Origin of the sequence: Streptomyces sp. NBC_00859, assembly GCF_045161865.1 — a bacterium.
Taxonomy (GTDB): Bacteria; Actinomycetota; Actinomycetes; order Streptomycetales; family Streptomycetaceae; genus Streptomyces.
Genome location: NZ_CP108826.1, coordinates 6,683,835 through 6,706,900, shown reverse-complemented (window position 1 = coordinate 6,706,900; position 23,066 = coordinate 6,683,835). Strand labels below are relative to the sequence as shown.

Below are 23,066 nucleotides of genomic sequence, written 5' to 3'. Positions count from 1 at the left end.
CCCGGCAACCGGACCGCCCGTCACGGGCGGCCGTCCGCGCTCTCGCCGGAAAGGCGCTCCCGCACCTTCTCGACCACGTCCGCGTAGCGCGCCTCGGCGCCGTACCGGGTGGGCTCGTAGTAACGCTTGCCCTGCACGGCGTCCGGGGCGTACTGCTGGGCGGCGATGGCGCCGGGGACGTCGTGCGGATAGACGTACCCCTGGGCATGGCCGAGTTTCGCCGCGCCCTTGTAGTGCCCGTCACGCAGGTGGGCCGGTACCGGCCCGACCAGCCCGGCCCGCACATCGGCGCGGGCGGCGGAGATCGCCGTCGTGGCGGCGTTCGACTTGGGGGCGAGCGCCAGCGCGATCGTGGCATGGCTGAGGGTGAGCGCGGCCTCGGGGAAGCCGATCAGCGCGACCGCCTGGGCTGCGGCGACCGCGGTCGGCAGTGCGGTGGGATCGGCGAGGCCGATGTCCTCACTGGCGGAGATCATCAGCCGCCTCGCGATGAATCTCGGGTCCTCGCCCGCCTCGATCATCCGGGCCAGGTAGTGCAGTGCCGCGTCAACGTCCGAGCCGCGGATCGACTTGATGAGGGCGCTCGCCACGTCGTAGTGCTGGTCGCCGTCGCGGTCGTACGCCACCGCGGCACGGTCGACGGTCTCCTCCAGCGTGCCGAGCGTGATCTCCGGCTCGGACTTGGCCAAGGCGGCGCCGGCCGCCGCTTCCAGCGCGGTGAGAGCGCGGCGGGCATCGCCGCCGGCGATCCGCAGCAGATGCGTCTGCGCCTCCTGCTGCAGCGTGACTGCGCCGCCGAGCCCGCGCTCCTCCGTGAGTGCCCGGTGCAGCAGCGACCGCAGGTCGTCGTCGGTGAGCGGTTCCAGCGTGAGCAGCAGGGACCGGGAGAGCAGCGGCGAGATGATCGAGAAGTAGGGATTCTCGGTGGTCGCCGCGATCAGGGTGACCCAGCGGTTCTCCACCGCGGGGAGCAGCGAGTCCTGCTGGGCCTTGCTGAAACGGTGGATCTCGTCGAGGAAGAGGACGGTTTCCTTGCCGTATCCGCCCGAGGCCCGGCGCGCGCCGTCGATCACGGCGCGTACTTCCTTGACCCCGGCCGTGATGGCGGAGAGCTCGACGAACCGCTTCCGGGTGGCCTGGCTCACGACGTAGGCGAGGGTCGTCTTGCCGGTGCCCGGCGGCCCCCACAGCAGCACCGACGAGGGGCCCGCGGGTCCGCCGCCGGACTCGCCGACGAGGCGGCGCAGCGGGGAGCCCTGCTTCAGCAGATGCTGCTGGCCCACGACCTCGTCCAGGGTGCGCGGACGCATGCGCACAGCGAGGGGGCTGCTGGACGGGTCCTTCTCCTGGCGCTCTTCGGCCGCGGCGGTGAACAGATCGGGTTCCACGTGCAAACCCTATGCCAGCCCCGTCACGCCACTGACAACGCGGACGGGCCGATGCCGCCGGCCGCGCGGCCGCCCGGTCCGCGGGCTCAGTGCGCTCCGGTCCAGAAGTCCCACCAGCGGGTGAGGATGAGCATGCCGATGATCCCGATGTGCACGACGGGCAGGACCCAGGTGAACTCGCCGAAGAAGCCGCGCAGCCAGCCGGGCGCAGCCAGCAGCCCGTGCCGGATGTTGTGCGAGGTGACGTACCAGAACAGGGTGATCGTGCCGACCCAGGCGAGGCAGCACCAGAGGCAGAGGGAGTTGATGTTGTAAAGGGACTGGTACTGGAGCCAGGTGACGAAGCCGACACCGAAGAGGCAGCCCGCGTTGAACGTGAGCCAGTACCAGCGGCTGTAGCGCCCGCCCGCGATCAGACTCATCCCGACACCGATCACGACCGCGTAAGTGGCCAGCCCCAGCATCGGATTGGGGAAGCCGAAGACCGAGGCCTGCGCGCTCTTCATCACGTTGCCGCAGGACACCACCGGGTTGAGACTGCAGCCGGGGGTGAAGTTCGGGTTCTTCAGGAGCTTGAACTCGTCGAGCGTGATGACCCACGCCGCGAGTAGCCCGGCGGCGCCGGTGATCACCAGAAGCCAGCCGAAGGCACGGCTCGCGCCGGTCTTCCCGTCCTGCTGCGCGGACACGTCGTCAACCACTGTCGTCGTCATCATGCCGATCCATCGCTCCTGTGGCCTGTGGGCAGCTCATTGTGCCGCACCTCGCGGGGTCCGCACCGTTCGGTGAACATAAGGAAACACGCCCACCGCCCTCCGGCTGCCCGTCCGCCGGACGGCTGCCCGGTGCGGCAGGGCAGGTGCCGTGAGGGCGCACAAGGCAACGGAGATATACCGAAGGCGACGGTGCCGACCCTCCGCGACCTGCGCGTTCGCTCCGGAGAGCGCCCCCGGTATCCGAGGCGACGAGAGGCCCGGATGCAGTCCTCCACGGGTGGAGGCCCAAGGGGGCGCCGGTCCCGGGAAACGGGCGGAGCCCTCCTCCGGGGCCCTTGCGGCCACCGGGAACCGTACCCGGCGATCATGTGTCGCAATTGCCCGGCGGGGCGAAACGCCACCCGCCGGGTTGACGGTCACGGTCTGTCCGGCCACCGGCTCACGTCCTGCGCGGGCGGCCCGGACGGATTCCCCGTCCGGGCCGCCCGGTGCACCGGGTCCGTCGGATGCGCCGGGTTCAGCCGAGCCGTGTACGGACCTCGTCGACGAGGCCGTCCAGCGGTACGGCGCTCTGCTCGCCGGACTCCATGTCCTTGAGCTGGACGACGCCCTCGGTGAGATCCCGCTCACCCGCGACGACGGTGAACCGGGCCCCGCTGCGGTTGGCGCTCTTCATCGCGCCCTTGAGACCGCGCCCGCCGAACGCGAAGTCGGTCGCGACGCCCGCCCTGCGCAGCTCGGTGACCACACCGAAGAGCACCCGCCGGGCCTCCTCGCCGAGCGGCACCGCGAACACACTGGTCGTGGCGGGCAGTTCGAGCTCGACGCCCTCCGCCTCCAGTGCCAGCACCGTGCGGTCCACGCCGAGCGCCCAGCCCACCGAGGGGAGCGCCGGGCCGCCGATCATCTCGGACAGACCGTCGTAGCGGCCGCCGCCGCCCACCGCGGACTGCGAGCCCAGTCCGTCGTGGACGAACTCGAAGGTGGTGCGGGTGTAGTAGTCGAGGCCGCGGACCAGCTTCACATCGTCCTCGTACGCGACGCCCGCGGCGCTCAGCAGGGCGCGGACCTCCTCGTGGTACGCCTTGCACGCCTCGCACAGGAAGTCCCGCAGCACCGGCGCGCCGGTCAGCTGCTTCTGCACGTCGGCCCGCTTGTCGTCGAGCACCCGCAGCGGGTTGATCTCGGCCCGCCGCCGGGTCTCCTCGTCCAGGTCGAGACCGCGAAGGAAGCCCTGGAGGGCGTCGCGGTACACAGGACGGCACTCCCTGTCACCGAGCGAGTTCAGCAGGATGCGGAACTGCCGGAGTCCGAGCGCGCGGTAGGCCTGGTCGGCGAGGATGATCATCTCGGCGTCGAGGGCCGGGTCCTCGGTGCCGATCGCCTCGGCGCCGACCTGTGAGAAGTGGCGGTAGCGGCCCTTCTGCGGACGCTCGTAGCGGTAGTACGAGCCGGAGTACCAGAGTTTGACCGGCAGATTGCCGGCCTTGTGGAGGTTGGCCTCCAGCGCGGCGCGCAGCACGGACGCGGTGCCCTCGGGGCGCAGGGCGAGCTTGTCGCCGCCGCGGGTCTCGAAGACGTACATCTCCTTGGAGACGATGTCGGTGGATTCGCCGACCCCGCGGGAGAAGAGCTCGACGTTCTCGAAGCCGGGGGTCTCGATGTACTCGTAACCGGAGTCGCGCAGCGGGGCCGCGAGGGCCGCGCGCACCGCGAGGAACTTCGCGGATGAAGGCGGCAGCAGGTCGTACGTGCCCTTGGGGGCCTGGAAAGTACTCACGGAAAAGTCGTCACATTCCTCGTCGGGGAGCGGCCAGGTCCCGCAGATACGGGTTGGTGGCGCGCTCGCGGCCGATGGTCGTCTGCTCGTTGTGACCGGGCAGCACCACGGTCGAGTCGTCGAGCGGCAGGCACACTCGGGCCAGCGACTCCAGGATCTCGGTGTGGTCGCCGCCGGGCATGTCGGTCCGGCCGATGGAGCCGGCGAAGAGCAGGTCGCCCGAGAAGAGGATCTGCGGAATGTCCGCGGCCTCGGGCATCCTGAACGTCACCGACCCCTTGGTATGGCCGGGGGCATGCGAAACGGCGAAATCCAGGCCGGCGAGGGTCAGCTCGCTCCCGTCCGCCAGCTCCTTGACGTCGTCCGGTTCCCCGATGGTCAGTTCGCCCATCAGCGGCATACCGATGGAACGCCCGATCCCCTTCTCCGGATCGCTCATCATGAAGCGGTCGGCGGGGTGGATCCACGCCGGGACGTCGTGCGCTCCGCACACCGGGACGACCGATGCCACATGGTCGATGTGGCCATGAGTGAGAACAACCGCCACGGGCTTGAGCCGATGCTTCCTGAGCGCGTCCTCGACGCCCTGGGCAGCCTGGTGGCCCGGGTCGATGATCACGCACTCCTCACCGGCGGCGGGGGCGACCAGATAACAGTTGGTCCCCCAGGCCCCGGCGGGGAACCCGGCAATGAGCACGATCGTCCTTAAATGTCGGTCCAGCGGGAGAATGCAGCAGTTCAGAGCCTACCGGCGACGCTCATCCCACAGCGAACCCATATACGGTACGGCCTAGCCCGGACAGGTATACGACACGCGCGAATCACGCACGCATACGGACGAGGGAGAACACCCGGTGGTCAACAGCGATCAGCGGCGGCGGCAGCTCGCCAGGGAAAAGTTCGAGCGGCAGCAGCAGCGCCGCATCACGGCCCGGCGCAACGCCCGCCGCCGCAACACGGTGATCGCGTCGGCGGTCGCCGTGGTGGTCGTCGCGGGCGGTATCGCCTGGGGCGCCGGAGCGTTCAAGGGGGACGACGGCAAGTCCGGTGCGGCCAAGGCCCCGGCCGCCTCGCCCTCGGCGAGCAGCACCGCTCCCCCCGAGCCAGCGATGAAGATCGACAAGAAGGCGAAATACACCTTCGCGCTCAAGACGAACCAGGGCGCCGTCTCCCTCGTCATGGACGCCGCGAAGACCCCGCACACCGTGAACTCATTCAAGTCGCTCGCGGACAAGGGCTTCTTCGACAAGACGAAGTGCCACCGCCTCACCACCAGCGGTATCTACGTCCTCCAGTGCGGCGACCCCAAGGGTGACGGCTCGGGCGGCCCCGGCTACACGATCCCGGACGAGAACCTGACCGCGCTCGGCAAGGCGGGCAGCGACGGCACGGTGACCTACCCGGCGGGCACGGTGGCGATGGCCAACACCGGCCAGCCGCACACCGGCGGCAGCCAGTTCTTCCTCGTGTACAAGGACAGCAAACTCCCCCCGACGTACACGCCGTTCGGGACGATGGACGCCGCCGGCCTGAAGACGGTGAAGGGTGTGGCCAAGGCGGGAGTGACCGGCGGAAGCAAGGACGGTGCGCCCAAGAAGGCCGTGACCGTCTCGAAGGCGACCGTCACCAAGGACTGACCCTCCGGCGAGTTACCGGGGGCCAGGGATATTCGGATGGGCCGGATGCGGACAGCCGCCCCGCCGTTCGCCTATGTTGGCGGTGTGCGGGGCGCGAGCAGCCCGGCCGAAGAAACTGTGGACGATGTCCGGGGGCCCACAAGTCTCCGCAGGCATCATGTGGATGGAGGCGCTGTGAGCAGCGACCCGTGGGGCCGTGTCGACGAGACCGGAACCGTATACGTGCGTACGGCCGATGGCGAGAAGGTCGTCGGCTCCTGGCAGGCAGGCTCTCCCGAGGAGGCCCTGGCCTACTTCGAGCGCAAGTACGAGGGCCTGGTCGTGGAGATCGGCCTCCTCGAACGCCGAGTGAAAACCACCGATTTGTCGGCCAAGGACGCGCAGGCCGCCATCGACCATCTGCGCGGGCAGGTCGATGAGCACAACGCGGTCGGCGACCTCGACGCCCTGCGGGTGCGCCTGGACGGGCTGATCTCGACGGTCGAGGCGCGCCGCGAGGAGCGCAAGGTCCAGAAGGCCAGGCAGACCGACGAGGCGAAGCACGCCAAGGAGGCCCTGGTCGTCGAGGCCGAGGAGCTCGCACAGAGCGACCAGTGGCGTTCGGCCGGTGAGCGGCTGCGGGCGCTGGTGGACACCTGGAAGGGTCTTCCCCGGCTCGACCGGAAGTCCGACGACGAGCTGTGGCACCGCTTCTCGCACGCCAGGTCGGCGTTCTCGAAGCGCCGCAAGGCGCACTTCGCGTCGCTGGACGCCCAGCGCGAGGACGCCCGCAAGGCCAAGGAGAAGCTGGTCACAGAGGCGGAGTCGCTCTCCGGCTCGACCGACTGGGGTGCCACGGCGGCCCGTTACCGCGATCTGATGACCGAGTGGAAGGCGGCGGGCCGCGCCCAGCGCGAGTCCGAGGACGACCTGTGGAACCGCTTCCGCGGCGCCCAGGACGTTTTCTTCGCCGCCCGCGGCGAGGTCTTCGCCGAGCGTGACGCGGAGCAGTCCGAGAACCTCAAGCTGAAGGAGGAGCTCGCGGTCGAGGCCGAGAAGCTGCTTCCGGTACGGGACCTCAAGCCGGCCAGGGCCGCTTTCCGGGCGCTGAACGAGCGCTGGGAGGCCATCGGCCACGTACCGCGTGACGCCCGTCCGAAGGTCGAGGGCAGGATGCAGACTGTGGAGCGCGCCCTCCAGGAGGCCGAGGAGACCGAGTGGCGGCGTACCAACCCGGAGGCGCGTGCGCGTGCCGCGGGGCTGACGGGCCAGCTGCAGGACGCGGTCGACAAGCTGCGCAAGCAGATCGACACGGCCCGTGCGACGGGCAACAACTCCAAGGCCGACAAGCTCGCCCGTGAGCTCGAAGGCAGGCAGGCGCTGCTCGACCAGGCGCTGAAGGGCCTGGAGGAGTTCGGCGGCTGAAGCCTGAATCAGCCGTCAAGGACATGGGGAGGGGCCCTCCGCTCAGGCGGAGGGCCCCTCCCCTCGTCATGTCCGGCTGTCAGGTGTCAGGGCCTGCGCGCCGATGTCACCCGGTAGACGTCGTAGACACCCTCGACCCCGCGTACCGCCTTCAGGACGTGGCCGAGGTGCTTCGGATCGCCCATCTCGAAGGTGAAGCGTGAGGTGGCCACCCGGTCGCGGGAGGTCTGGACGGCCGCCGACAGGATGTTGACGTGCTGGTCGGAGAGGACACGGGTGACGTCCGACAGCAGCCGGGAACGGTCCAGTGCCTCGACCTGGATGGCGACGAGGAAGACCGAGGACTGAGTGGGGGCCCACTCGACTTCGAGGATCCGTTCGGGCTGCTGCGACAGCGAGTCCACGTTGACGCAGTCCGCCCGGTGCACGGAGACCCCGCTCCCCCGTGTGACGAACCCGATGATGGGGTCGCCGGGGACGGGCGTGCAGCACCGGGCAAGCTTCACCCAGACGTCGTCGACACCCTTGACGACCACACCGGGGTCCGCGTTGGCGCGCCGCTTGCTGCGGCCGTGCGACGGCGGTGTGCTCTCTGCGATGTCCTCGTTGGCGGCCTCCTCGCCACCGAGCGCCTGCACCAGCTTCTGCACGACGCCCTGGGCGGCCACATGGCCCTCACCGATCGCCGCGTACAGCGAGGAGATGTCCGGGTAGCGCATCTCGTGCGCCAGCGTGACCAGGGAGTCGCCGGTGAGGATGCGCTGGATCGGCAGGTTCTGCTTGCGCATGGCCCGCGCGATGGAGTCCTTGCCCTGCTCGATCGCCTCGTCCCGGCGCTCCTTGGAGAACCAGGCCCGGATCTTGTTGCGCGCCCGCGGCGACTTGACGAAGCCCAGCCAGTCCCTCGACGGCCCGGCACCCGAGGCCTTGGAGGTGAAGACCTCCACCAGGTCACCGTTGTCGAGGGTGGATTCGAGCGGGACCAGCCGCCCGTTGACCCGTGCTCCTATCGTCCGGTGGCCGACCTCGGTGTGCACCGCGTAGGCGAAGTCGACCGGGGTGGCGCCGGCGGGCAGCGCGATGACGTCGCCCTTGGGCGTGAACACGAAGACCTCGTTGCGCGACAGGTCGAAGCGCAGCGACTCCAGGAACTCGCTGGGGTCCTCGGTCTCCTTCTGCCAGTCGAGCAGCTGCCGCAGCCAGGCCATGTCGTTGACGGTGTCCTGGCGGGAGCCTCTGCCGGGACTCTTCGGCGCGTCGGTGCGCACCTTGGAGGCGCCGGCCATCGCCTCCTGCTTGTACTTCCAGTGGGCGGCGATGCCGTACTCGGCGCGGCGGTGCATGTCGAACGTACGGATCTGGAGCTCGACGGGCTTGCCGCTCGGACCGATCACCGTGGTGTGCAGCGACTGGTACATGTTGAACTTGGGCATCGCGATGTAGTCCTTGAACCGCCCGGGGACCGGATTCCACCGGGCGTGGACGGTGCCGAGCGCCGCATAGCAGTCGCGGACGGTGTCGACGAGGATTCGGATGCCCACCAGGTCGTAGATCTCCGCGAAGTCGCGGCCGCGCACGATCATCTTCTGGTAGACGCTGTAGTAGTGCTTGGGGCGCCCGGTGACCGTGGCCTTGATGCGGGCGGCACGCAGGTCGGACTGGACCTCGTCGGTCACTATGGCGAGGTACTCGTCGCGCTTGGGCGCACGCTCGGCGACCAGCCGCACGATCTCGTCGTACATCTTGGGGTAGAGGATCGCGAAGGCGAGGTCCTCCAGCTCCCACTTGATGGTGTTCATGCCCAGGCGGTGGGCGAGCGGGGCGTAGATCTCCAGCGTCTCGCGGGCCTTCTTCTCCTGCTTCTCCCGCTTGAGGTACCGCATGGTGCGCATGTTGTGCAGCCGGTCGGCGAGCTTGATGACCAGGACCCGCGGGTCCTTGGCCATGGCGACGACCATCTTGCGTACGGTCTCGGCCTGCGCGGCCTCGCCGAACTTGACCTTGTCGAGCTTGGTGACACCGTCGACGAGGAGGGCCACCTGGTCGCCGAAGTCACGGCGCAGGGTGTCCAGGCCGTACTCGGTGTCCTCGACGGTGTCGTGCAGCAGGCCCGCCATCAGGGTGGCCGGGTCCATGCCCAGCTCGGCGAGGATCGTGGTGACGGCGAGCGGGTGCGTGATGTACGGGTCGCCGCTCTTGCGCTTCTGCCCACGGTGCCAGCGCTCGGCCACCTGGTACGCGCGCTCGATCTGCCGAAGGGTCGCGGACTCGATCTTCGGGTCGTTGCCGCGCACGGCCCGCAGCAGCGGTTCGAGCACCGGGTTGTACGGCGAGGAACGCTGCACGCCGAGCCGGGCGAGCCTGGCCCTGACCCGGTTCGACGATCCGCCGGAGCGCACCGCGGGGCTCTGGGCGGCCGGACGGGTGGTGGCACCCTGCCCGGCCGGTTCGGAAGCCGGTGCCTGTGCGGCGGGCTTGGGCGCCGAGAGGGGGGCTGCGCCGCCGGGGCGCACCACGGGAGCCGAGGGCTTCGGCTGCTGCCCGGCGGGCGGCTTCTCGGGCGTCGCTGGGGCCGCCGCGGCCTTCTGGTCCTGCTTCTCGGGCTCTGCGGCGGCTGCGGGCCGGTCCTCGTCTGGCAAGGGCACTCCTCTGGGGGTCCCCCCGGACGGAGCCTGGGGGGAGGGTCCGGGTCCCCGTGTCAGGTCCGGAAGCCCATGGTAACGATCCACGGCGATCGGCTCGCCCCGGGCCGGTGCCGGCACCGTACGCGAGAGGCGGGCCGCCCGGAGTTCCGGGGGCCCGCCTCAGCGGTACGGCGTCGGGTCAGACCGTGATCAGCGCGTCGAGCGGGGCGCCGTGCAGCGCGGGCTCCAGCCGGGCACGCCCGTCCAGGAAGCCCAGCTCCATCAGGACGGCCACCCCGACGACCCGCGCACCGGCCCGCCGGATCAGCTCCAGGGACGCTCCGGCGGTCCCGCCGGTGGCGAGCACGTCGTCGATGACGATGACGCGGTCGTCGGCGCACAGGTCCTCGGCGTGCACCTCGATCTCGGCACTGCCGTACTCCAGGTCGTACGTCTGGGAGAGCGTCGCGCCCGGCAGCTTCCCGGCCTTGCGGACCGGGATGAAGCCGATTCCGGCGCGCACCGCGACCGGTGCGGCCAGGATGAAGCCGCGCGCCTCCAGACCGACGATCTTCGTGGCACCGTTCCGCACGCACAGCTCCACGAGAGCGTCGGTCAGCGCCGTGAAGGCTTCCGGGTCTGCGAGCAGCGGGGTGATGTCCTTGAACACCACGCCCGGCACCGGATAGTCCGGCACATCCCGGATCCTGCTGAGCAGCAGGTCCTGTGTGCTCCTGGTGCTGGTCATCGGCGCTTCCCCTGGGTGCGTCCGCGGCCCCGCGGGGCGGGCGCGCGCCGGCCTGCCGCGGCGCCGGCCGCCGCCGTCGCCCCGGAGACCTCGTCCTGCGGCTCCACATAGTCGTCGGCCGACTCGCCCTTGGCCGCGGCGGCTGCCCGCTTGGCGAGCACCCGCTTCTTGAGGGCCTTCATCGCGGGGTCGCGTTCCTTGAGGTCGGCGACGAGCGGGGTGGCGATGAAGATCGAGGAGTACGCACCGGCCGCGAGACCGACGAACAGCGCGAGCGAGATGTCGTTCAGCATGCCGGCGCCGAGGAAGCCGCCGCCGATGAAGAGCAGGCCGGCCACCGGAAGCAGAGCGACGACCGTGGTGTTGATGGAACGGACCAGGGTTCCGTTGAGGCTGCGGTTGGCGATCTCGCTGTAGGTGAAGCGGGTCTGCTTCTTGAGGTCCTTCGACGCTTCCTTGAGGCCGTCGAAGACGACCACGGTGTCGTAGAGGGAGTAACCGAGGATGGTCAGCAGACCGATCACAGTGCCCTCGGTGACCTCGAACCCGACGAGCGCGTAGATCCCGACCGTGATCGTGAGGTCGTGGATCAGGGCCACCAGAGCGGCGAGGGCCATTCGCCACTCGAAGGCGATGCCCAGATAGACCACCACCAGGATCATGAAGATCGCCAGGCCCTCCCAGGCCTTGTTGGCGATCGTCTCTCCCCAGCTGGGACCGACCACGTCGGCGGCGATCTTGTCGACCGGGAGGTTCAGGTCCTTGGCGAGCGAGCCGTGGATCTTGTCGGCCGTATCGGTGTCGATCCCGGAGACCTGGATCCGCATGCCGCCGTTGCCCAGCTTCTGGACGGACGCGTCATGCCCGGAGAGCCGCTGCGCCACGTCCTGGGCGTGCGTCACGGAGACGCTGCTGCTCTTGGTGGTGGTGAAGACCGCACCGCCCTGGAACTCGATGCCCAGGTTCAGACCGCGCACCGCCAGGCCGACGATGGCCGTGATGGTGATCAGGATCGAGATGCCGTACCAGATCTTGCGCTTGGCCACGAAGTCGTAGCCGACCTCGCCGCGGTACAGCCGGGCGCCCATGCTGCCGAGTCGCGACATCTCACGCCTCCTTCGGGTCGGTGGGGACGGAGGAGGCGGCGGTGGCGCCACCGCGCGAGCGGCGGAGCGGGGGTTTGGCACCGAGCCGCTTCGGGTCGAGGCCGGACCACGGGTGCCCGCTGTAGAAGAACTTCTTGCGGGCCAGCAAGGTCATCACCGGCTTGGTGAAGAGGAAGACCACGACGACGTCCAGCAGCGTGGTCAGGCCCAGCGTGAACGCGAAGCCCTGCACCTTGCCGACCGTCACGATGTACAGCACGGCCGCGGCGAGGAAGGACACGAAGTCCGAGACCAGGATGGTGCGCCGGGCACGCGGCCAGGCGCGCTCGACGGCGGGCCGCAGCGTGCGGCCCTCACGGATCTCGTCACGGATGCGTTCGAAGTAGACGATGAACGAGTCCGCGGTGATACCGATCGCAACGATCGCACCACACACCGCGGGCAGGTTGAGTGCGAAGCCGATGCCCTTGCCCAGCAGCGACATCAGTGTGTACGTGAGGATCGCGGAGACCAGAAGGCTCAGGATGGCGATGAACGACAGGCCGCGGTAGTAGGCCACCAGGTAGATGATGACCAGCGCGAGGCCGATCGCACCGGCGATGATGCCCGCCTGGAGCTGCTCCCCGCCGAGCGCCGCGGTCACCGTGGTGACGGTCTCCTCCTTGAAGGAGAGCGGGAGGGCGCCGTACGACAGCACGTTGCCGAGGTCCTCGGCCGACTGCTGGGTGAAGCTGCCGGAGATCTGGGCGCTGCCGCTGAGCGTCTGGCTGACGCTGGGGGCCGAGACGACGGCGCCGTCCAGCGCGATGGCGAACTGGTTCTGCGGGGACTGCTGCTTCGAGAGCTTGCCGGTGACCGCCTGGAACTTCTTCGAGCCCTTGCCCGTGAAGTCCATCTGGACGATCCACTGGCCCTGCTGCTGGTCGATGACGGCCTTGGCACTGGAGACGTCGGTGCCGTCGACGGCGGCGGCGTCGAGGATGTACTTCGCGTCACCGGACTGGCTGCACGCCACGGTCGGGTCGCTGGGCTTGACGTTGTCGCCGCCGGCCTTGGCACGTCCGGCCTTGGTCGAGCAGTCGAGCGCCGCGAACTTCTTCTGCAGCTTGGCGACGGCCGCCGTCTCGGCGGGCGACGGGGTGGGGGTGGACTGGGAAGGGGCCGACGGGGAAGGCGTGGGGCCTGCCTTCAACGCGTCGGTGACCGCGCGGCCCTGCGGGGACGAGGTGGGCGAAGCGGTGTTCTTCGGCGACGCCGACGAGGACGACTTGCCCTTGGCCTTCGACGAGGCGCTCGGCGAGGGCGGGGCGGAGGGCTTGCCGGCCGGAGTCGGCTTCCCGGCCGCGACCGTCACCACGGGGCGGAAGTACAGCTGGGCGGTGGTACCCACCTGCTGCCTGGCCTGCTTCTCGTTCGTCCCCTTGGGGATGTTGACGAGGATCTGGTCCTTGCCCTGGGTCTGGACCTCGGCCTCGGAAACACCGAGGCCGTTGACACGGCGCTCGATGATGCTGACCGCTGTGTCCATGTTCTTCTGGTTGATCGCGTTGGGCTTGCCCGGCTGGGGCTTCGCCTGGAGCGTGATGCTCGTACCGCCCGCGAGGTCGATGCCGAGACGCGGCGTGACCTGCTTCGCCCAGAACATCCCGCCGACGAGCGCAACCATGGCGATCAGGATCAGGGCCAGGGACCGCCCGGGCTTGCCCTGGGCTCCCGTCTGCCTTCGGCCCTTGTTCGGTGCTGCCACCTTGTCGATTCTCCCTGTCCTACCGCCCGCGCCGGGTATGCGCTGTGAGCGGCCACGAAGTGATGTGGGGGACCTGCTCCGCTGAAGCAGTGCACGGTCTCGGGGACCGCCGGTGCCGCCATCGGGCAGCACCGGCGGTCCCCGGATGTGCTACTTCGCTTCGCCCTCGCCGTCGTTCTTCTTGTCGGCCTTGTCAGCCTTGTCGGCCTTGTCCTCGGACGTGGCCGCGGCCTCGCCGGAAGCGGCGTCGGCGTCGGTCTCCGGGGTGTCGTGCTTGCCCAGGTCGACCTTGGGCTCCTCGTCGAGCTCGGTCAGCGAGGAGGCGTCGTCGGGAACGATGGCGGTGTCGCCGTGGACGATGCGGTTGTACTCCGCGTCGTCCAGGACCGCGCCGATCGCGTTCTTGCCGTAGACAGCGTGGACGCCGGGCGCGATCTCCAGGAGGACCGAGTCTTCGTTGATCTCCTTGACGGTGGCGTACATGCCCCCGATCGTCCGGACGCCGGTGCCGGGCTGCATCTCATTGCGCATCGATGCGGCCGCCTGCTGCTTCCGCTTGGCGGACCGGGTCATCAGGAACATGGCCCCGATGAGCACGATGAAGGGGAGGAGGGTCACGAGACTCACGGGAGGGAACTTCCTTCGCACGACCGCGCTGGATCGCGGCCTGATCTTCGGGGGCGGGGCATGCCGCCCTGGGAAGGGCGGCACCGGCGGAGTCTAGGCGAGTCCGCATCAATGGAACAACGCCCAGCATGGCACCGGGGTTCCGCAGCGGGCACCCCCGCGCGCCCTCACGCCCCGAACAGACCCGCTTGTCCCTTTCCCGCAGCGCCTCCCTGCGGAGGCACGAGCCCGAGATGTGCCCAGGCGGCCGGTGTGGCAACCCGGCCGCGCGGGGTGCGCGCCAGCAGCCCCTCGCGCACCAGGAACGGCTCGGCGACCTCCTCGACCGTCTCGCGCTCCTCCCCCACGGCGACAGCGAGCGTCGAGAGTCCGACCGGCCCGCCGCCGAACAGCTTGAGCAGGGCCTGGAGGACCGCGCGGTCCAGCCGGTCGAGTCCGCGGGCGTCAACCTCGTACACCGCGAGCGCCGTACGCGCGATCTCTCTGGTGATCACCCCGTCGGCCTCGACCTGCGCGTAGTCACGGACCCGGCGCAGCAGCCGGTTGGCGATCCGGGGGGTGCCGCGGGAGCGTCCTGCGATCTCCGCCGCGCCGTCATCACCGATCTCGACGTCCAGCAGCCGCGCCGAGCGGTGGATGACGCGCTCCAGCTCGGCCGGTTCGTAGAACTCCATGTGGCCGGTGAACCCGAAGCGGTCGCGCAGCGGCGGCGGCAGCAGCCCGGCCCTGGTGGTGGCGCCGACCAGCGTGAAGGGCGGCAGCTCAAGCGGGATGGCGGTGGCGCCGGGGCCCTTGCCGACGATGACGTCGACCCGGAAGTCCTCCATCGCCATGTAGAGCATTTCCTCGGCGGGCCTGGACATCCGGTGGATCTCGTCGAGGAAGAGAACCTCACCGTCCTGGAGCGAGGAGAGGATCGCGGCCAGGTCGCCGGCGTGCTGGATCGCGGGGCCGGACGTGATCCGGATCGGAGCGCCCATCTCGGCCGCGATGATCATCGAAAGGGTGGTCTTCCCCAGGCCAGGAGCACCGGAGAGCAGCACGTGGTCGGCGGTGGCGCCGCGCTGCCTGGCCGCTCGCAGGACCAGGTCGAGCTGGAGCCGGACCTTCTCCTGCCCCACGAACTCATCCAGGTCCTTGGGGCGCAGCGCGGCTTCGACGGCCTGGTCCTCGCCGTCGGCGTCGGCTCCCACCAGGCGCTCTTCGGTTTCGGGGGCGGTGTCGTCCCACTCGTTCTGAGGAGGCAGCATGGCGGGTCTCCGGGTCAGCGGGCGCGGTTGAGGGTCTGGAGTGCGGCCTTGAGCAGCGCACCGACCTGGGGGTCGGCGGCGGCCTCGGCCTGCGGGGTGACGGCGGCCACCGCCTCCTCCGCGTCACGCGGCGCGTAACCCAGCCCGACCAGCGCGGCGTGCAGCTGCTCGCTCCAGGGCGCGGGGCCGGATGCGGTGCGCTGAGCGGCGAGACGGGCTCCGCCGGTGCCGAGCGGGGCTCCGAGGCGGTCCTTGAGCTCCAGGAGGAGCTTCTGGGCGCCCTTCTTGCCGATGCCGGGGACGGCGGTCAGCGACTTCTCGTCGCCGGTGGAGACGGCGAGGCGCAGCGCGTCCGGGGAGTGCACGGCGAGCATGGCCTGGGCGAGCCTGGGGCCGACGCCGCTCGCGGTCTGGAGGAGTTCGAAGGTCTGGCGTTCGTCGTCGTCGGCGAATCCGTAGAGCGTGAGGGAGTCCTCCCGGACGACGAGGGAGGTGGCGAGCTTCGCCTCCTGGCCGATGCGCAGGGTGGACAGCGTGTTCGGCGCGCACTGGACGGCCATGCCGATCCCGCCGACCTCGATGACAGCGGTGGCCGGGGCCAGCGCGGCCACCGGTCCGGAAACGAAGGCGATCATGCGGTACGGCCTTTCAGCGTGCGGTGGGCGGCGACAGCCTGCTGGAGCCTGTTCTGGGCGGGGGCCCGCCAGATGTGGCAGATGGCGAGTGCCAGGGCGTCGGCGGCGTCGGCCGGTTTCGGGGGTGCGTCCAGCCGCAGCAGGCGGGTCACCATCGCCCCGACCTGGGCCTTGTCGGCCCTGCCGCTGCCTGAGACAGCGGCCTTGACCTCGCTGGGGGTGTGCAGGGCGACGGGGATGCCCCGGCGTGACGCGCAGAGCATCGCGACCGCGCTCGCCTGTGCGGTGCCCATCACCGTACTGACGTTGTGCTGGCTGAACACCCGCTCCACGGCGACGACTTCGGGCCGGTGCTCGTCCAGCCAGGCCTCGATGCCACGCTCGATGGCGACCAGCCGCAGACCCAGCTCCGCGTCGGCGGGTGTCCGGACCACCCCCACCCCGAGCATGGCGAGCGGGCGGCCCGCCACGCCCTCGACGACGCCGACGCCGCAGCGGGTCAGCCCCGGGTCCACGCCGAGTACCCGCACGGTGCCCCCTCCCTGATGCCTGTGTCCTGATGCCGTTCGACCGTGTGTTCCTGCGTTGTCGCAGGCTATCGGGTGGCACTGACAACGCGGACGGGCCGGCGGGGTGTGTCCCCCGCCGGCCCGTCCGTACCTGCGTACGCGTGGCGCTGAGCGCCCGTCAGGCGTCGATCTTCTCCATGACCTCGTCCGAGACGTCGAAGTTGGCGAAGACGTTCTGCACGTCGTCGCTGTCCTCCAGCGCGTCGATCAGCTTGAAGATCTTGCGCGCGCCCTCTTCGTCCAGCTCGACCTGCATGGTCGGCATGAAGTTGGCCTCGGCCGAGTCGTAGTCGATGCCCGCGTCCTGGAGCGCGGTGCGGACCGCGACCATGTCTGTGGCCTCGGAGAGCACTTCGAAGGCCTCGCCCAGGTCGTTGACCTCTTCGGCGCCGGCGTCGAGCACCGCGCCCAGGACGTCGTCCTCGGTGAGCCCGGCTTTGGGGACGACCACGACGCCCTTGCGGTTGAACAGGTACGACACGGAGCCCGGGTCGGCCATGTTGCCGCCGTTGCGGGTCATCGCGACGCGCACGTCGGACGCGGCACGGTTGCGGTTGTCGGTGAGGCACTCGATGAGCACCGCGACACCGTTCGGTCCGTAGCCCTCGTACATGATCGTCTCGTAGTCGGCGCCACCGGCTTCGAGACCGGCACCGCGCTTGACCGCGGAGTCGATGTTCTTGTTCGGCACCGAGCTCTTCTTGGCCTTCTGGATGGCGTCGAAGAGAGTCGGGTTGCCGGACACGTCGGCGCCGCCCGTGCGGGCCGCGACCTCGATGTTCTTGATCATCTTCGCGAAGAGCTTGCCGCGCTTGGCGTCAACCACGGCCTTCTTGTGCTTCGTCGTAGCCCATTTAGAGTGGCCGGACATCTGCCTGTCTCCTTCGCGTAACCATTTCCTGGACGAACGCCAGAGATCCTACCGGGCTGCGGTCACCGGGCGTCGCGCACCATGTCCGTGAAGTACTGGTGCAGACGGTGGTCCCCGGTCAGCTCGGGGTGGAAGGACGTCGCCAGGAGGTGGCCCTGGCGCACCGCGACGATGTGGCCGCCGTGCTCCGCGAGGACCTGGACACCGGCGCCCACCGACTCGACCCAGGGCGCCCGGATGAAGACGCCCTCCACCGGGCCGCCCGGGATGTCGGGGATCTCGACGGCCGCCTCGAAGGACTCGTTCTGCCGCCCGAAGGCGTTGCGCCGGACGATCATCTCGATCCCGCCGAAGGTCTCCTGCCCCGACCTGGGGTCGAGGATCTTGTCGGCGAGCATGATCATTCCGGCGCAGGTCCCGAACACCGGAAGGCCTGATGCGATGCGCTCGCGCAACGGCTCCAGCATCCCGAACAGGCCTGCCAGCTTGGACATGGTGGTGGACTCGCCGCCCGGTACGACCAGGCCGTCCAGCTCGTCCAGCTCATCGGGACGCCGGACCGGCCTGGCCGCCGCGCCCGCGGCGGCCAGCGCGGTCAGGTGCTCCCGTACATCGCCCTGGAGAGCGAGGACGCCGATGACGGGAGTGTCCATCACCAGCCCCGGTTCGCGTAACGCTCGTTCTCGGGGAGGGTGTCGCAGTTGATGCCGACCATGGCCTCGCCCAGGTTGCGGGAGGCGTCCGCGATGACCTTCGGGTCGTCGAAGAAGGTGGTGGCCCTGACGATGGCGGCGGCGCGCTTGGCAGGGTCACCGGACTTGAAGATGCCGGAGCCGACGAAGACGCCCTCGGCACCGAGCTGGCGCATCAGCGCCGCGTCGGCGGGGGTGGCGACGCCGCCTGCCGAGAAGAGGACGACGGGCAGCCTGCCGAGCCCGGCGACCTCCTTGACGAGCTCGTAAGGGGCGCGCAGGTCCTTGGCCGCCGCGTACAGCTCGTTGTTGTCGTAGCCGCGCAGCCGCGCGATCTCGTTCTTGATCTGGCGCAGGTGCCGGACCGCCTCGACGACGTTGCCGGTGCCGGCCTCGCCCTTGGAGCGGATCATGGCCGCGCCCTCGGCGATGCGGCGCAGGGCCTCGCCCAGATTGGTGGCGCCGCAGACGAACGGTGTCGTGAAGGCGAACTTGTCGCTGTGGTTGACCTCGTCGGCCGGGGTCAGCACCTCGGACTCGTCGATGTAGTCGACGCCGAGCGACTGCAGCACCTGGGCCTCGACGAAGTGGCCGATGCGCGACTTGGCCATGACGGGGATGGAGACGGCCGCGATGATCTCTTCGATCATGTTCGGGTCGGACATCCGGGCCACTCCGCCGTCCTTGCGGATATCGGCGGGCACCCGCTCCAGCGCCATGACGGCGACCGCGCCGGCGTCCTCGGCGATCTTCGCCTGCGCGGCGTCGACCACATCCATGATCACGCCGCCCTTGAGCTGCTCGGCCATGCCCCGCTTGACGCGCGCGGTGCCGGTCGCCGGGGTCTCGGCGGAGGGGGAAGTGGTGGAGTGCGTACTCGTGGACACGGGCTACCTCGCTCGGGGAAGAGAGTTGTTGCCCCACGAGATAACCCCTGCGGACCAGTCCACTGCAAGGGCCAATGAACAGCCGGTGGATCGTTCTGCCGCCGGCCCCGGGTGATCCGGGCGGAATCCCTACGTCCCGGGCCGGTCGGCGAGCGCGATCGGAGGTTCGTCGTCCATCTCGAACGCCAGCGGGAACGGCGCGTGCCCCGCGAGCCGGAACCAGCGGACCTTGCGGTGGGTGCGCAGGGCGCGGGCGGCCCGGACGGCGTCGTTGTGGAAGCGTCTGGCCATCGGCACCCGCCGTACGGCCGCTCCCAGCTCGTCGGCCGCCTCCTCCCCGCCGGGCGCCGACCGCACGGCGCCGACCTGCGCCGTCTCACCGAAGACCGCCCGCAGCGCCTGGCTGAGCTCGCTCTCGGCCACCTCGCGGTGCTCCTCCTCGGACTGCCGGGCCGCGTGTGCCGCCTCGTAGAGGACGATCGAGGCCGCCGGGTCGAGGACGCCGGACGTGGCCAGCTCCTGGGCGACCGACGCACGCCGCAGCAGCTGGGCGTCCAGGGCCGCACGTGCGGCGTCGATCCGCGCGTGCAGCCGGTCGAGCCGCCCTGCCGTCCAGCTCAGGTACAGGCCGACCGCGACGAACGCGAGGACGATCCAGATGATCAGCGATACGGTCACGGGCCGAAAGGCTACCGGCTCCGCGGCGGGCGGACGTCCGTGACAGCGGGGGCAGCGGACGGGCGGCACGGCGCGCTGCCGTGGCGCACGGCCGCGCGGCTGCCGGAAGGGCGTCGGCCCGGGGTACGGGAGCGGGCCGCGGACGCCGCACGGCGCGGGCGGCGGCGACGCGGCCCGTCACCCCGCGGTATCAGTCCCTGGCCAGGCCGAACCGCGCCCGCAGGCTGACCCGTTCGTCGGTGTCGACCGAAGCGGCGCCGTCGGCCACCGTCTCGTAGACCGCCAGGATGTCCGCACCGACCGTGGACCAGTCGAAGCGGCGCACGTGCGCGCTGCCCCGGCGGCGCAGCCCGTCCCTGCGTTCGCTGTCGCCCAGCAGTCGCACGGCGGACGCCGCCAGCGCCTCCGCGTCCTCGTTGGCGAAGAGTTCACCGGCGGCACCCTGGTCGAGGACCTGGGCGAACGCGTCGAGGTCGCTCGCCAGGACCGGCGCACCGGCCGACATCGCCTCGACGAGGATGATCCCGAAACTCTCCCCGCCGGTGTTCGGCGCGACGTAGACGTCGACGCTGCGCAGCAGCCGGGCCTTGTCCTCGTCGGTGACCATGCCGAGGAACTCGACCCGCTGCCGCATCTCCTTCGGCAGCGAGGCGACCGCCTCCTTCTCGTCCCCGCGCCCGGCGACCAGCAGCCGTGTGTCGGGGCACTCGGCGAGGATCTTCGGCAGCGCCCGCATCAGCACGGGCAGCCCCTTGCGGGGTTCGTCGATCCGCCCGATGAAGCCGATGGTGCCGCCCTGCCACTCGGACCGGGGTTCGGCGCGTTCGAAGAAGGCGACGTCGACACCGTTGGGGATGACGACCGCGTCGCCGCCCAGGTGCTCTACGAGGGTCCTGCGCGCGTACTCGCTGACCGCGATCCGCGCCGAGATCTTCTCCAGGGCGGGCTGCAGGATCGGGTACGCGGCGATCATCGCCCGGGAGCGCGGGTTGGAGGTGTGGAAGGTCGCCACGATCGGCCCCTGCGCGGCCCAGCAGGTGAGCAGGCCCAGCGACGGTGACGTGGGCTCGTGGATGTGGATCACGTCGAAGGTGCCGTCGTGCAGCCAGCGCCGCACCCGGGCCGCGGACAGGAAGCCGAAGTTCAGCCGGGCGACGGAGCCGTTGTACGGGACAGGGACGGCCCGGCCGGCGGAGACCACGTACGGCGGCAGCGGCGTCTCGTCGTCGGACGGGGCGAGTACGGACACCTGATGGCCCAGACCGTTCAGGTGTTCGGCGAGGTCCCTGATGTGGAACTGGACCCCGCCGGGGACGTCCCAGGAGTACGGGCAGACGATGCCGATCTTCACGAGGGCTCCTGTCGGCTCTCCAGGTCGGCGAGCCAGAGGCGCTGGAGCATGTGCCAGTCCTCCGGGTGCTCGGCGATCCCGGTGGCGAAGGCGTCGGCGAGCGCCTGCGCCATCACCGACGTCTTCTCGGTGCGGGTACCCGCGGCGGGTACGGCCACGGGCGGATGGACACGGCCTCGCATCACCGGCGAACCGTCGTACCAGAGCGTGACGGGCAGCAGCAGCGCTCCGGTCTGCTGGGCGAGCAGCGCCGGTCCCGCCGGCATCCGGGTCGCCTCGCCGAAGAACTCGACCTCGACGCCCGAAGCGGAGAGATCACGGTCGGCGACGAGACAGACCAGGCCGCCGTCGCGCAGCCGCCTGGCCAGCGTGCCGAAGGCCGATCCGCCGGTGTGCGGCAGGACCTCCATGCCCAGGCCCTCGCGGTAGGCGACGAACCGGTCGTAGAGCGTCTCGGGCTTGAGCCGCTCGGCAACCGTGGTGAAGGGCACACCCAGTTTCGTGGTGACCCAGGCACCCGCGAGGTCGTAGTTGCCCATGTGAGGCAGGGCCAGAACGACGCCCTTCCCGGCTGCCAGCCCGTCCGTCAGATGGTGGAGGTCGTCGACGTCGAAGCCGTCGCGGACCCGGTCGGCGCTCCACGCGGGCAGCCGGAAGGACTCCATCCAGTACCGCATGTACGAGCGCATACCGGCCCTGGAGAGCGCGGCGAGCCGCTCGGGGCACGCTTCGGGCAGGACCCGCGCCAGGTTGGACTCGAGGCGCAGCACGCTCTTGCCGCGCCGCTTCCACACCGTGTCCGCGATACGCCGGCCGAGCCCCGCGGCGACCGGTTCGGGCAGCTTCTTGACCGCGCCCCAGCCGAGTCCGTACAGGGCGTCCGTCAGGCGCTCCCTCATACCGTCCCGCTCCCGGGGGCGGAGGCTTCGGCGGCCGCGGCGGCGTCGGCCTCCGCGGACTCCCTGCGCACCGTGACGACCCGCTGCACCAGGGTGATCAGGCTGCCCACCGCCACGATCCACAGCGCGATCGGCAGCAGGATCTGGATGCCGGGCACCCCGAACGTGTGCAGTCCGGCGAGTCCGGCGGCGACGAGCGAGATGACGAGCCTCTCGGCCCGCTCGATCAGGCCGTTCACCGCGACCGGGAGCCCGATCGACTCGCCGCGGGCCTTGGTGTACGAGACCACCTGGCCGCTCGCGAGGCAGAAGAGCGCGACCGCGCACATCAGGTTGTTGTCGCCGGTGCCCGCGTACCAGAGGGCGAATCCGGAGAAGATCGCCCCGTCCGCCACCCGGTCGAGTGTCGAGTCGAGGAAAGCCCCCCAGCGACTCGAAACCCCGGCCTGGCGCGCCATGTTGCCGTCGATGAGGTCGGAGAAGACGAAGAGCGTGATGACGATCGTGCCCCAGAAGAACTCGCCCCTGGGGAAGAAGACCAGCGCACCCGCCATCACCCCGGCCGTACCGATCAGCGTCACCGCGTCGGGGCTGACCCCGATCCGGAGGAGGAACGAGGCGAACGGCGTGAGGACACGCGTAAAGAATGCACGCGCGTACTTGTTCAGCATGGCCTTCCCGAGGGGTCGGTGGGCCGCGCGGCCCCGTTGGCCACCGGCGGGCCCATCGTAGCCAGGACAGCGGGCCTCCACCGCCGGGCCCTGTCTCCGCGTGTGGCCGGGCGGTGGCGGGACGGCCCGCGTGGGCCGCGCGTGCGGCAACGGCGCCAGGGCGGTGCTCCCCCTGCGTCACCCGCCGCACCGGTCACCCGGACACGGCGGGCACACCCCCGTGACGGGTCCGGGCGGACTGCTCACCAGGTGGCTGATTCGACTGCTGCCGGGCAGAGCGGCGTCGCCGCCTGGCACCCGCTCGCCGGCATCCGTCTCACTCCACGGGACAGCGGTGACCGTTGCGTGGACCCCGGATACGGCGTCACCGTCGGCGGGCGGCGCGGCCGAGTGGTGGACGCCGAGCGGATGGAGCCGTGACGCACCCTGTCACGGGACGGGTCGCCGGAGACCGGACCGGCCGGTACGCCGTCGGCCCTGCGGCCGCTCCCGCACGCCACCGGCCCCTTCACCCGTTCCGGTGTGCGCCATGAGCCGAGGCAGCCGCGGCCGGGTGCGCGCACAGCCGGAACAGCCGGGGAATGGCGCGTAGTTGCCGGTGGCAGTCGCACGGGCGCCTTGCGCCGTACGGCATTCCGCCGCTCCGTGACGTGCGGGGAGCGCCACCGATACGCTGAGGCCCCGGCCGGACGAAGGGCCAGGGTTGCCCGGGTCCGGCGCAGCAGGTGTGCGGGGCGCGGTAGTTGGGAACAGCCGCAGCAGCGGTTGGGTGCGTCGATGGGGGCA

22 protein-coding genes are annotated in these 23,066 nt (G+C 70.4%); 3 read left to right on the top strand and 19 right to left on the bottom strand.

Annotated elements, in window-relative coordinates; all coding sequences use genetic code 11:
* Positions 1 to 20 precede the first annotated feature (20 nt).
* The 4 genes from OG584_RS29580 to OG584_RS29565 all read right to left on the bottom strand — a co-directional run bounded on the left by OG584_RS29580 (position 21) and on the right by OG584_RS29565 (position 4,581).
* Positions 21 to 1,388, bottom strand: coding sequence for a replication-associated recombination protein A (locus OG584_RS29580; RefSeq protein ID WP_405782397.1), 1,368 nt, complete (start codon positions 1,386 to 1,388; stop codon positions 21 to 23).
* An 86-nt stretch (positions 1,389 to 1,474) separates the two neighbouring features.
* The gene (locus OG584_RS29575) at positions 1,475 to 2,101 is read right to left on the bottom strand and encodes a vitamin K epoxide reductase family protein (protein WP_405784340.1); all 627 of its coding nucleotides are present in this window, start codon (positions 2,099 to 2,101) and stop codon (positions 1,475 to 1,477) included.
* A 520-nt stretch (positions 2,102 to 2,621) separates the two neighbouring features.
* The gene (gene hisS, locus OG584_RS29570; protein WP_405782396.1) at positions 2,622 to 3,884 is read right to left on the bottom strand and encodes a histidine--tRNA ligase; all 1,263 of its coding nucleotides are present in this window, start codon (positions 3,882 to 3,884) and stop codon (positions 2,622 to 2,624) included.
* A 10-nt stretch (positions 3,885 to 3,894) separates the two neighbouring features.
* Positions 3,895 to 4,581, bottom strand: a complete 687-nt coding sequence (locus tag OG584_RS29565; protein ID WP_405782394.1) for an MBL fold metallo-hydrolase — start codon at positions 4,579 to 4,581, stop codon at positions 3,895 to 3,897.
* Positions 4,582 to 4,738: 157 nt separating this feature from the next.
* Here OG584_RS29565 and OG584_RS29560 point away from each other — a divergent pair, with 157 nt between their 5' ends.
* Positions 4,739 to 5,521 (top strand): peptidylprolyl isomerase, encoded by a 783-nt coding sequence (locus OG584_RS29560; RefSeq protein WP_405782392.1) that lies wholly within the window; start codon positions 4,739 to 4,741, stop codon positions 5,519 to 5,521.
* A 174-nt stretch (positions 5,522 to 5,695) separates the two neighbouring features.
* Positions 5,696 to 6,925, top strand: coding sequence for a DUF349 domain-containing protein (locus OG584_RS29555; RefSeq protein WP_405782390.1), 1,230 nt, complete (start codon positions 5,696 to 5,698; stop codon positions 6,923 to 6,925).
* A gap of 86 nt (positions 6,926 to 7,011) precedes the next feature.
* Here OG584_RS29555 and OG584_RS29550 read toward each other — a convergent pair whose 3' ends face one another.
* From OG584_RS29550 to pgsA, 15 genes are all read right to left on the bottom strand, one after another.
* Positions 7,012 to 9,564 (bottom strand): RelA/SpoT family protein, encoded by a 2,553-nt coding sequence (locus OG584_RS29550; protein ID WP_405782389.1) that lies wholly within the window; start codon positions 9,562 to 9,564, stop codon positions 7,012 to 7,014.
* 184 nt (positions 9,565 to 9,748) lie between these two features.
* Positions 9,749 to 10,297: an adenine phosphoribosyltransferase gene (locus OG584_RS29545; protein WP_405782387.1), complete on the bottom strand. Its 549-nt coding sequence runs from the start codon at positions 10,295 to 10,297 to the stop codon at positions 9,749 to 9,751.
* On the bottom strand, positions 10,294 to 11,403 hold the full coding sequence (gene secF, locus OG584_RS29540) for a protein translocase subunit SecF (RefSeq protein WP_405782386.1): 1,110 nt from the start codon (positions 11,401 to 11,403) through the stop codon (positions 10,294 to 10,296). The genes OG584_RS29545 and secF overlap by 4 nt, the downstream gene beginning before the upstream one ends.
* A gap of 1 nt (position 11,404) precedes the next feature.
* Entirely contained in the window at positions 11,405 to 13,150 is a 1,746-nt protein-coding gene (secD, locus tag OG584_RS29535; RefSeq protein ID WP_405782384.1) for a protein translocase subunit SecD, read from the bottom strand.
* Positions 13,151 to 13,300: 150 nt separating this feature from the next.
* Positions 13,301 to 13,777 (bottom strand): preprotein translocase subunit YajC, encoded by a 477-nt coding sequence (gene yajC / locus OG584_RS29530; RefSeq protein WP_405782383.1) that lies wholly within the window; start codon positions 13,775 to 13,777, stop codon positions 13,301 to 13,303.
* 167 nt (positions 13,778 to 13,944) lie between these two features.
* Entirely contained in the window at positions 13,945 to 15,027 is a 1,083-nt protein-coding gene (ruvB, locus tag OG584_RS29525; RefSeq protein WP_405782382.1) for a Holliday junction branch migration DNA helicase RuvB, read from the bottom strand.
* A 14-nt stretch (positions 15,028 to 15,041) separates the two neighbouring features.
* Positions 15,042 to 15,662: a Holliday junction branch migration protein RuvA gene (ruvA, locus tag OG584_RS29520; RefSeq protein WP_405782380.1), complete on the bottom strand. Its 621-nt coding sequence runs from the start codon at positions 15,660 to 15,662 to the stop codon at positions 15,042 to 15,044.
* Positions 15,659 to 16,192 carry a crossover junction endodeoxyribonuclease RuvC gene (gene ruvC / locus OG584_RS29515; protein ID WP_328316472.1) on the bottom strand — a complete coding sequence of 178 codons (534 nt, stop codon included), beginning with the start codon at positions 16,190 to 16,192 and terminating at the stop codon, positions 15,659 to 15,661. Before ruvC ends, ruvA begins: the two co-directional genes overlap by 4 nt.
* Positions 16,193 to 16,349: 157 nt before the next feature.
* Positions 16,350 to 17,102 carry a YebC/PmpR family DNA-binding transcriptional regulator gene (locus OG584_RS29510; RefSeq protein WP_405782378.1) on the bottom strand — a complete coding sequence of 251 codons (753 nt, stop codon included), beginning with the start codon at positions 17,100 to 17,102 and terminating at the stop codon, positions 16,350 to 16,352.
* A 62-nt stretch (positions 17,103 to 17,164) separates the two neighbouring features.
* On the bottom strand, positions 17,165 to 17,755 hold the full coding sequence (gene pdxT, locus OG584_RS29505) for a pyridoxal 5'-phosphate synthase glutaminase subunit PdxT (RefSeq protein WP_405782377.1): 591 nt from the start codon (positions 17,753 to 17,755) through the stop codon (positions 17,165 to 17,167).
* Positions 17,755 to 18,681, bottom strand: a complete 927-nt coding sequence (pdxS, locus tag OG584_RS29500; RefSeq protein ID WP_405782375.1) for a pyridoxal 5'-phosphate synthase lyase subunit PdxS — start codon at positions 18,679 to 18,681, stop codon at positions 17,755 to 17,757. The genes pdxT and pdxS overlap by 1 nt, the downstream gene beginning before the upstream one ends.
* A gap of 129 nt (positions 18,682 to 18,810) precedes the next feature.
* The gene (locus OG584_RS29495) at positions 18,811 to 19,359 is read right to left on the bottom strand and encodes a hypothetical protein (protein WP_405782373.1); all 549 of its coding nucleotides are present in this window, start codon (positions 19,357 to 19,359) and stop codon (positions 18,811 to 18,813) included.
* A gap of 190 nt (positions 19,360 to 19,549) precedes the next feature.
* On the bottom strand, positions 19,550 to 20,710 hold the full coding sequence (locus tag OG584_RS29490) for a glycosyltransferase family 4 protein (RefSeq protein WP_405782371.1): 1,161 nt from the start codon (positions 20,708 to 20,710) through the stop codon (positions 19,550 to 19,552).
* Positions 20,707 to 21,609: a phosphatidylinositol mannoside acyltransferase gene (locus tag OG584_RS29485; RefSeq protein WP_405782370.1), complete on the bottom strand. Its 903-nt coding sequence runs from the start codon at positions 21,607 to 21,609 to the stop codon at positions 20,707 to 20,709. The genes OG584_RS29490 and OG584_RS29485 overlap by 4 nt, the downstream gene beginning before the upstream one ends.
* Complete coding sequence (gene pgsA / locus OG584_RS29480; protein ID WP_405782369.1) at positions 21,606 to 22,280, bottom strand: phosphatidylinositol phosphate synthase; 675 nt, start codon at positions 22,278 to 22,280, stop codon at positions 21,606 to 21,608. The genes OG584_RS29485 and pgsA overlap by 4 nt, the downstream gene beginning before the upstream one ends.
* A 249-nt stretch (positions 22,281 to 22,529) precedes the next feature.
* Here pgsA and OG584_RS29475 point away from each other — a divergent pair, with 249 nt between their 5' ends.
* Entirely contained in the window at positions 22,530 to 22,700 is a 171-nt protein-coding gene (locus OG584_RS29475; protein WP_405782367.1) for a hypothetical protein, read from the top strand.
* Positions 22,701 to 23,066: the final 366 nt, after the last annotated feature.

What these genes read in the sequence shown, in the direction of transcription:
- OG584_RS29545 (WP_405782387.1), bottom strand. Translation starts at nt 10,297, where the DNA reads ATGACCAGCACCAGGAGCACACAGGACCTGCTGCTCAGCAGGATCCGG.
- OG584_RS29485 (WP_405782370.1), bottom strand. Translation starts at nt 21,609, where the DNA reads ATGAGGGAGCGCCTGACGGACGCCCTGTACGGACTCGGCTGGGGCGCG.
- ruvA (WP_405782380.1), bottom strand. Translation starts at nt 15,662, where the DNA reads ATGATCGCCTTCGTTTCCGGACCGGTGGCCGCGCTGGCCCCGGCCACC.
- pgsA (WP_405782369.1), bottom strand. Translation starts at nt 22,280, where the DNA reads ATGCTGAACAAGTACGCGCGTGCATTCTTTACGCGTGTCCTCACGCCG.
- pdxT (WP_405782377.1), bottom strand. Translation starts at nt 17,755, where the DNA reads ATGGACACTCCCGTCATCGGCGTCCTCGCTCTCCAGGGCGATGTACGG.
- ruvB (WP_405782382.1), bottom strand. Translation starts at nt 15,027, where the DNA reads ATGCTGCCTCCTCAGAACGAGTGGGACGACACCGCCCCCGAAACCGAA.
- OG584_RS29510 (WP_405782378.1), bottom strand. Translation starts at nt 17,102, where the DNA reads ATGTCCGGCCACTCTAAATGGGCTACGACGAAGCACAAGAAGGCCGTG.
- OG584_RS29575 (WP_405784340.1), bottom strand. Translation starts at nt 2,101, where the DNA reads ATGACGACGACAGTGGTTGACGACGTGTCCGCGCAGCAGGACGGGAAG.
- secF (WP_405782386.1), bottom strand. Translation starts at nt 11,403, where the DNA reads ATGTCGCGACTCGGCAGCATGGGCGCCCGGCTGTACCGCGGCGAGGTC.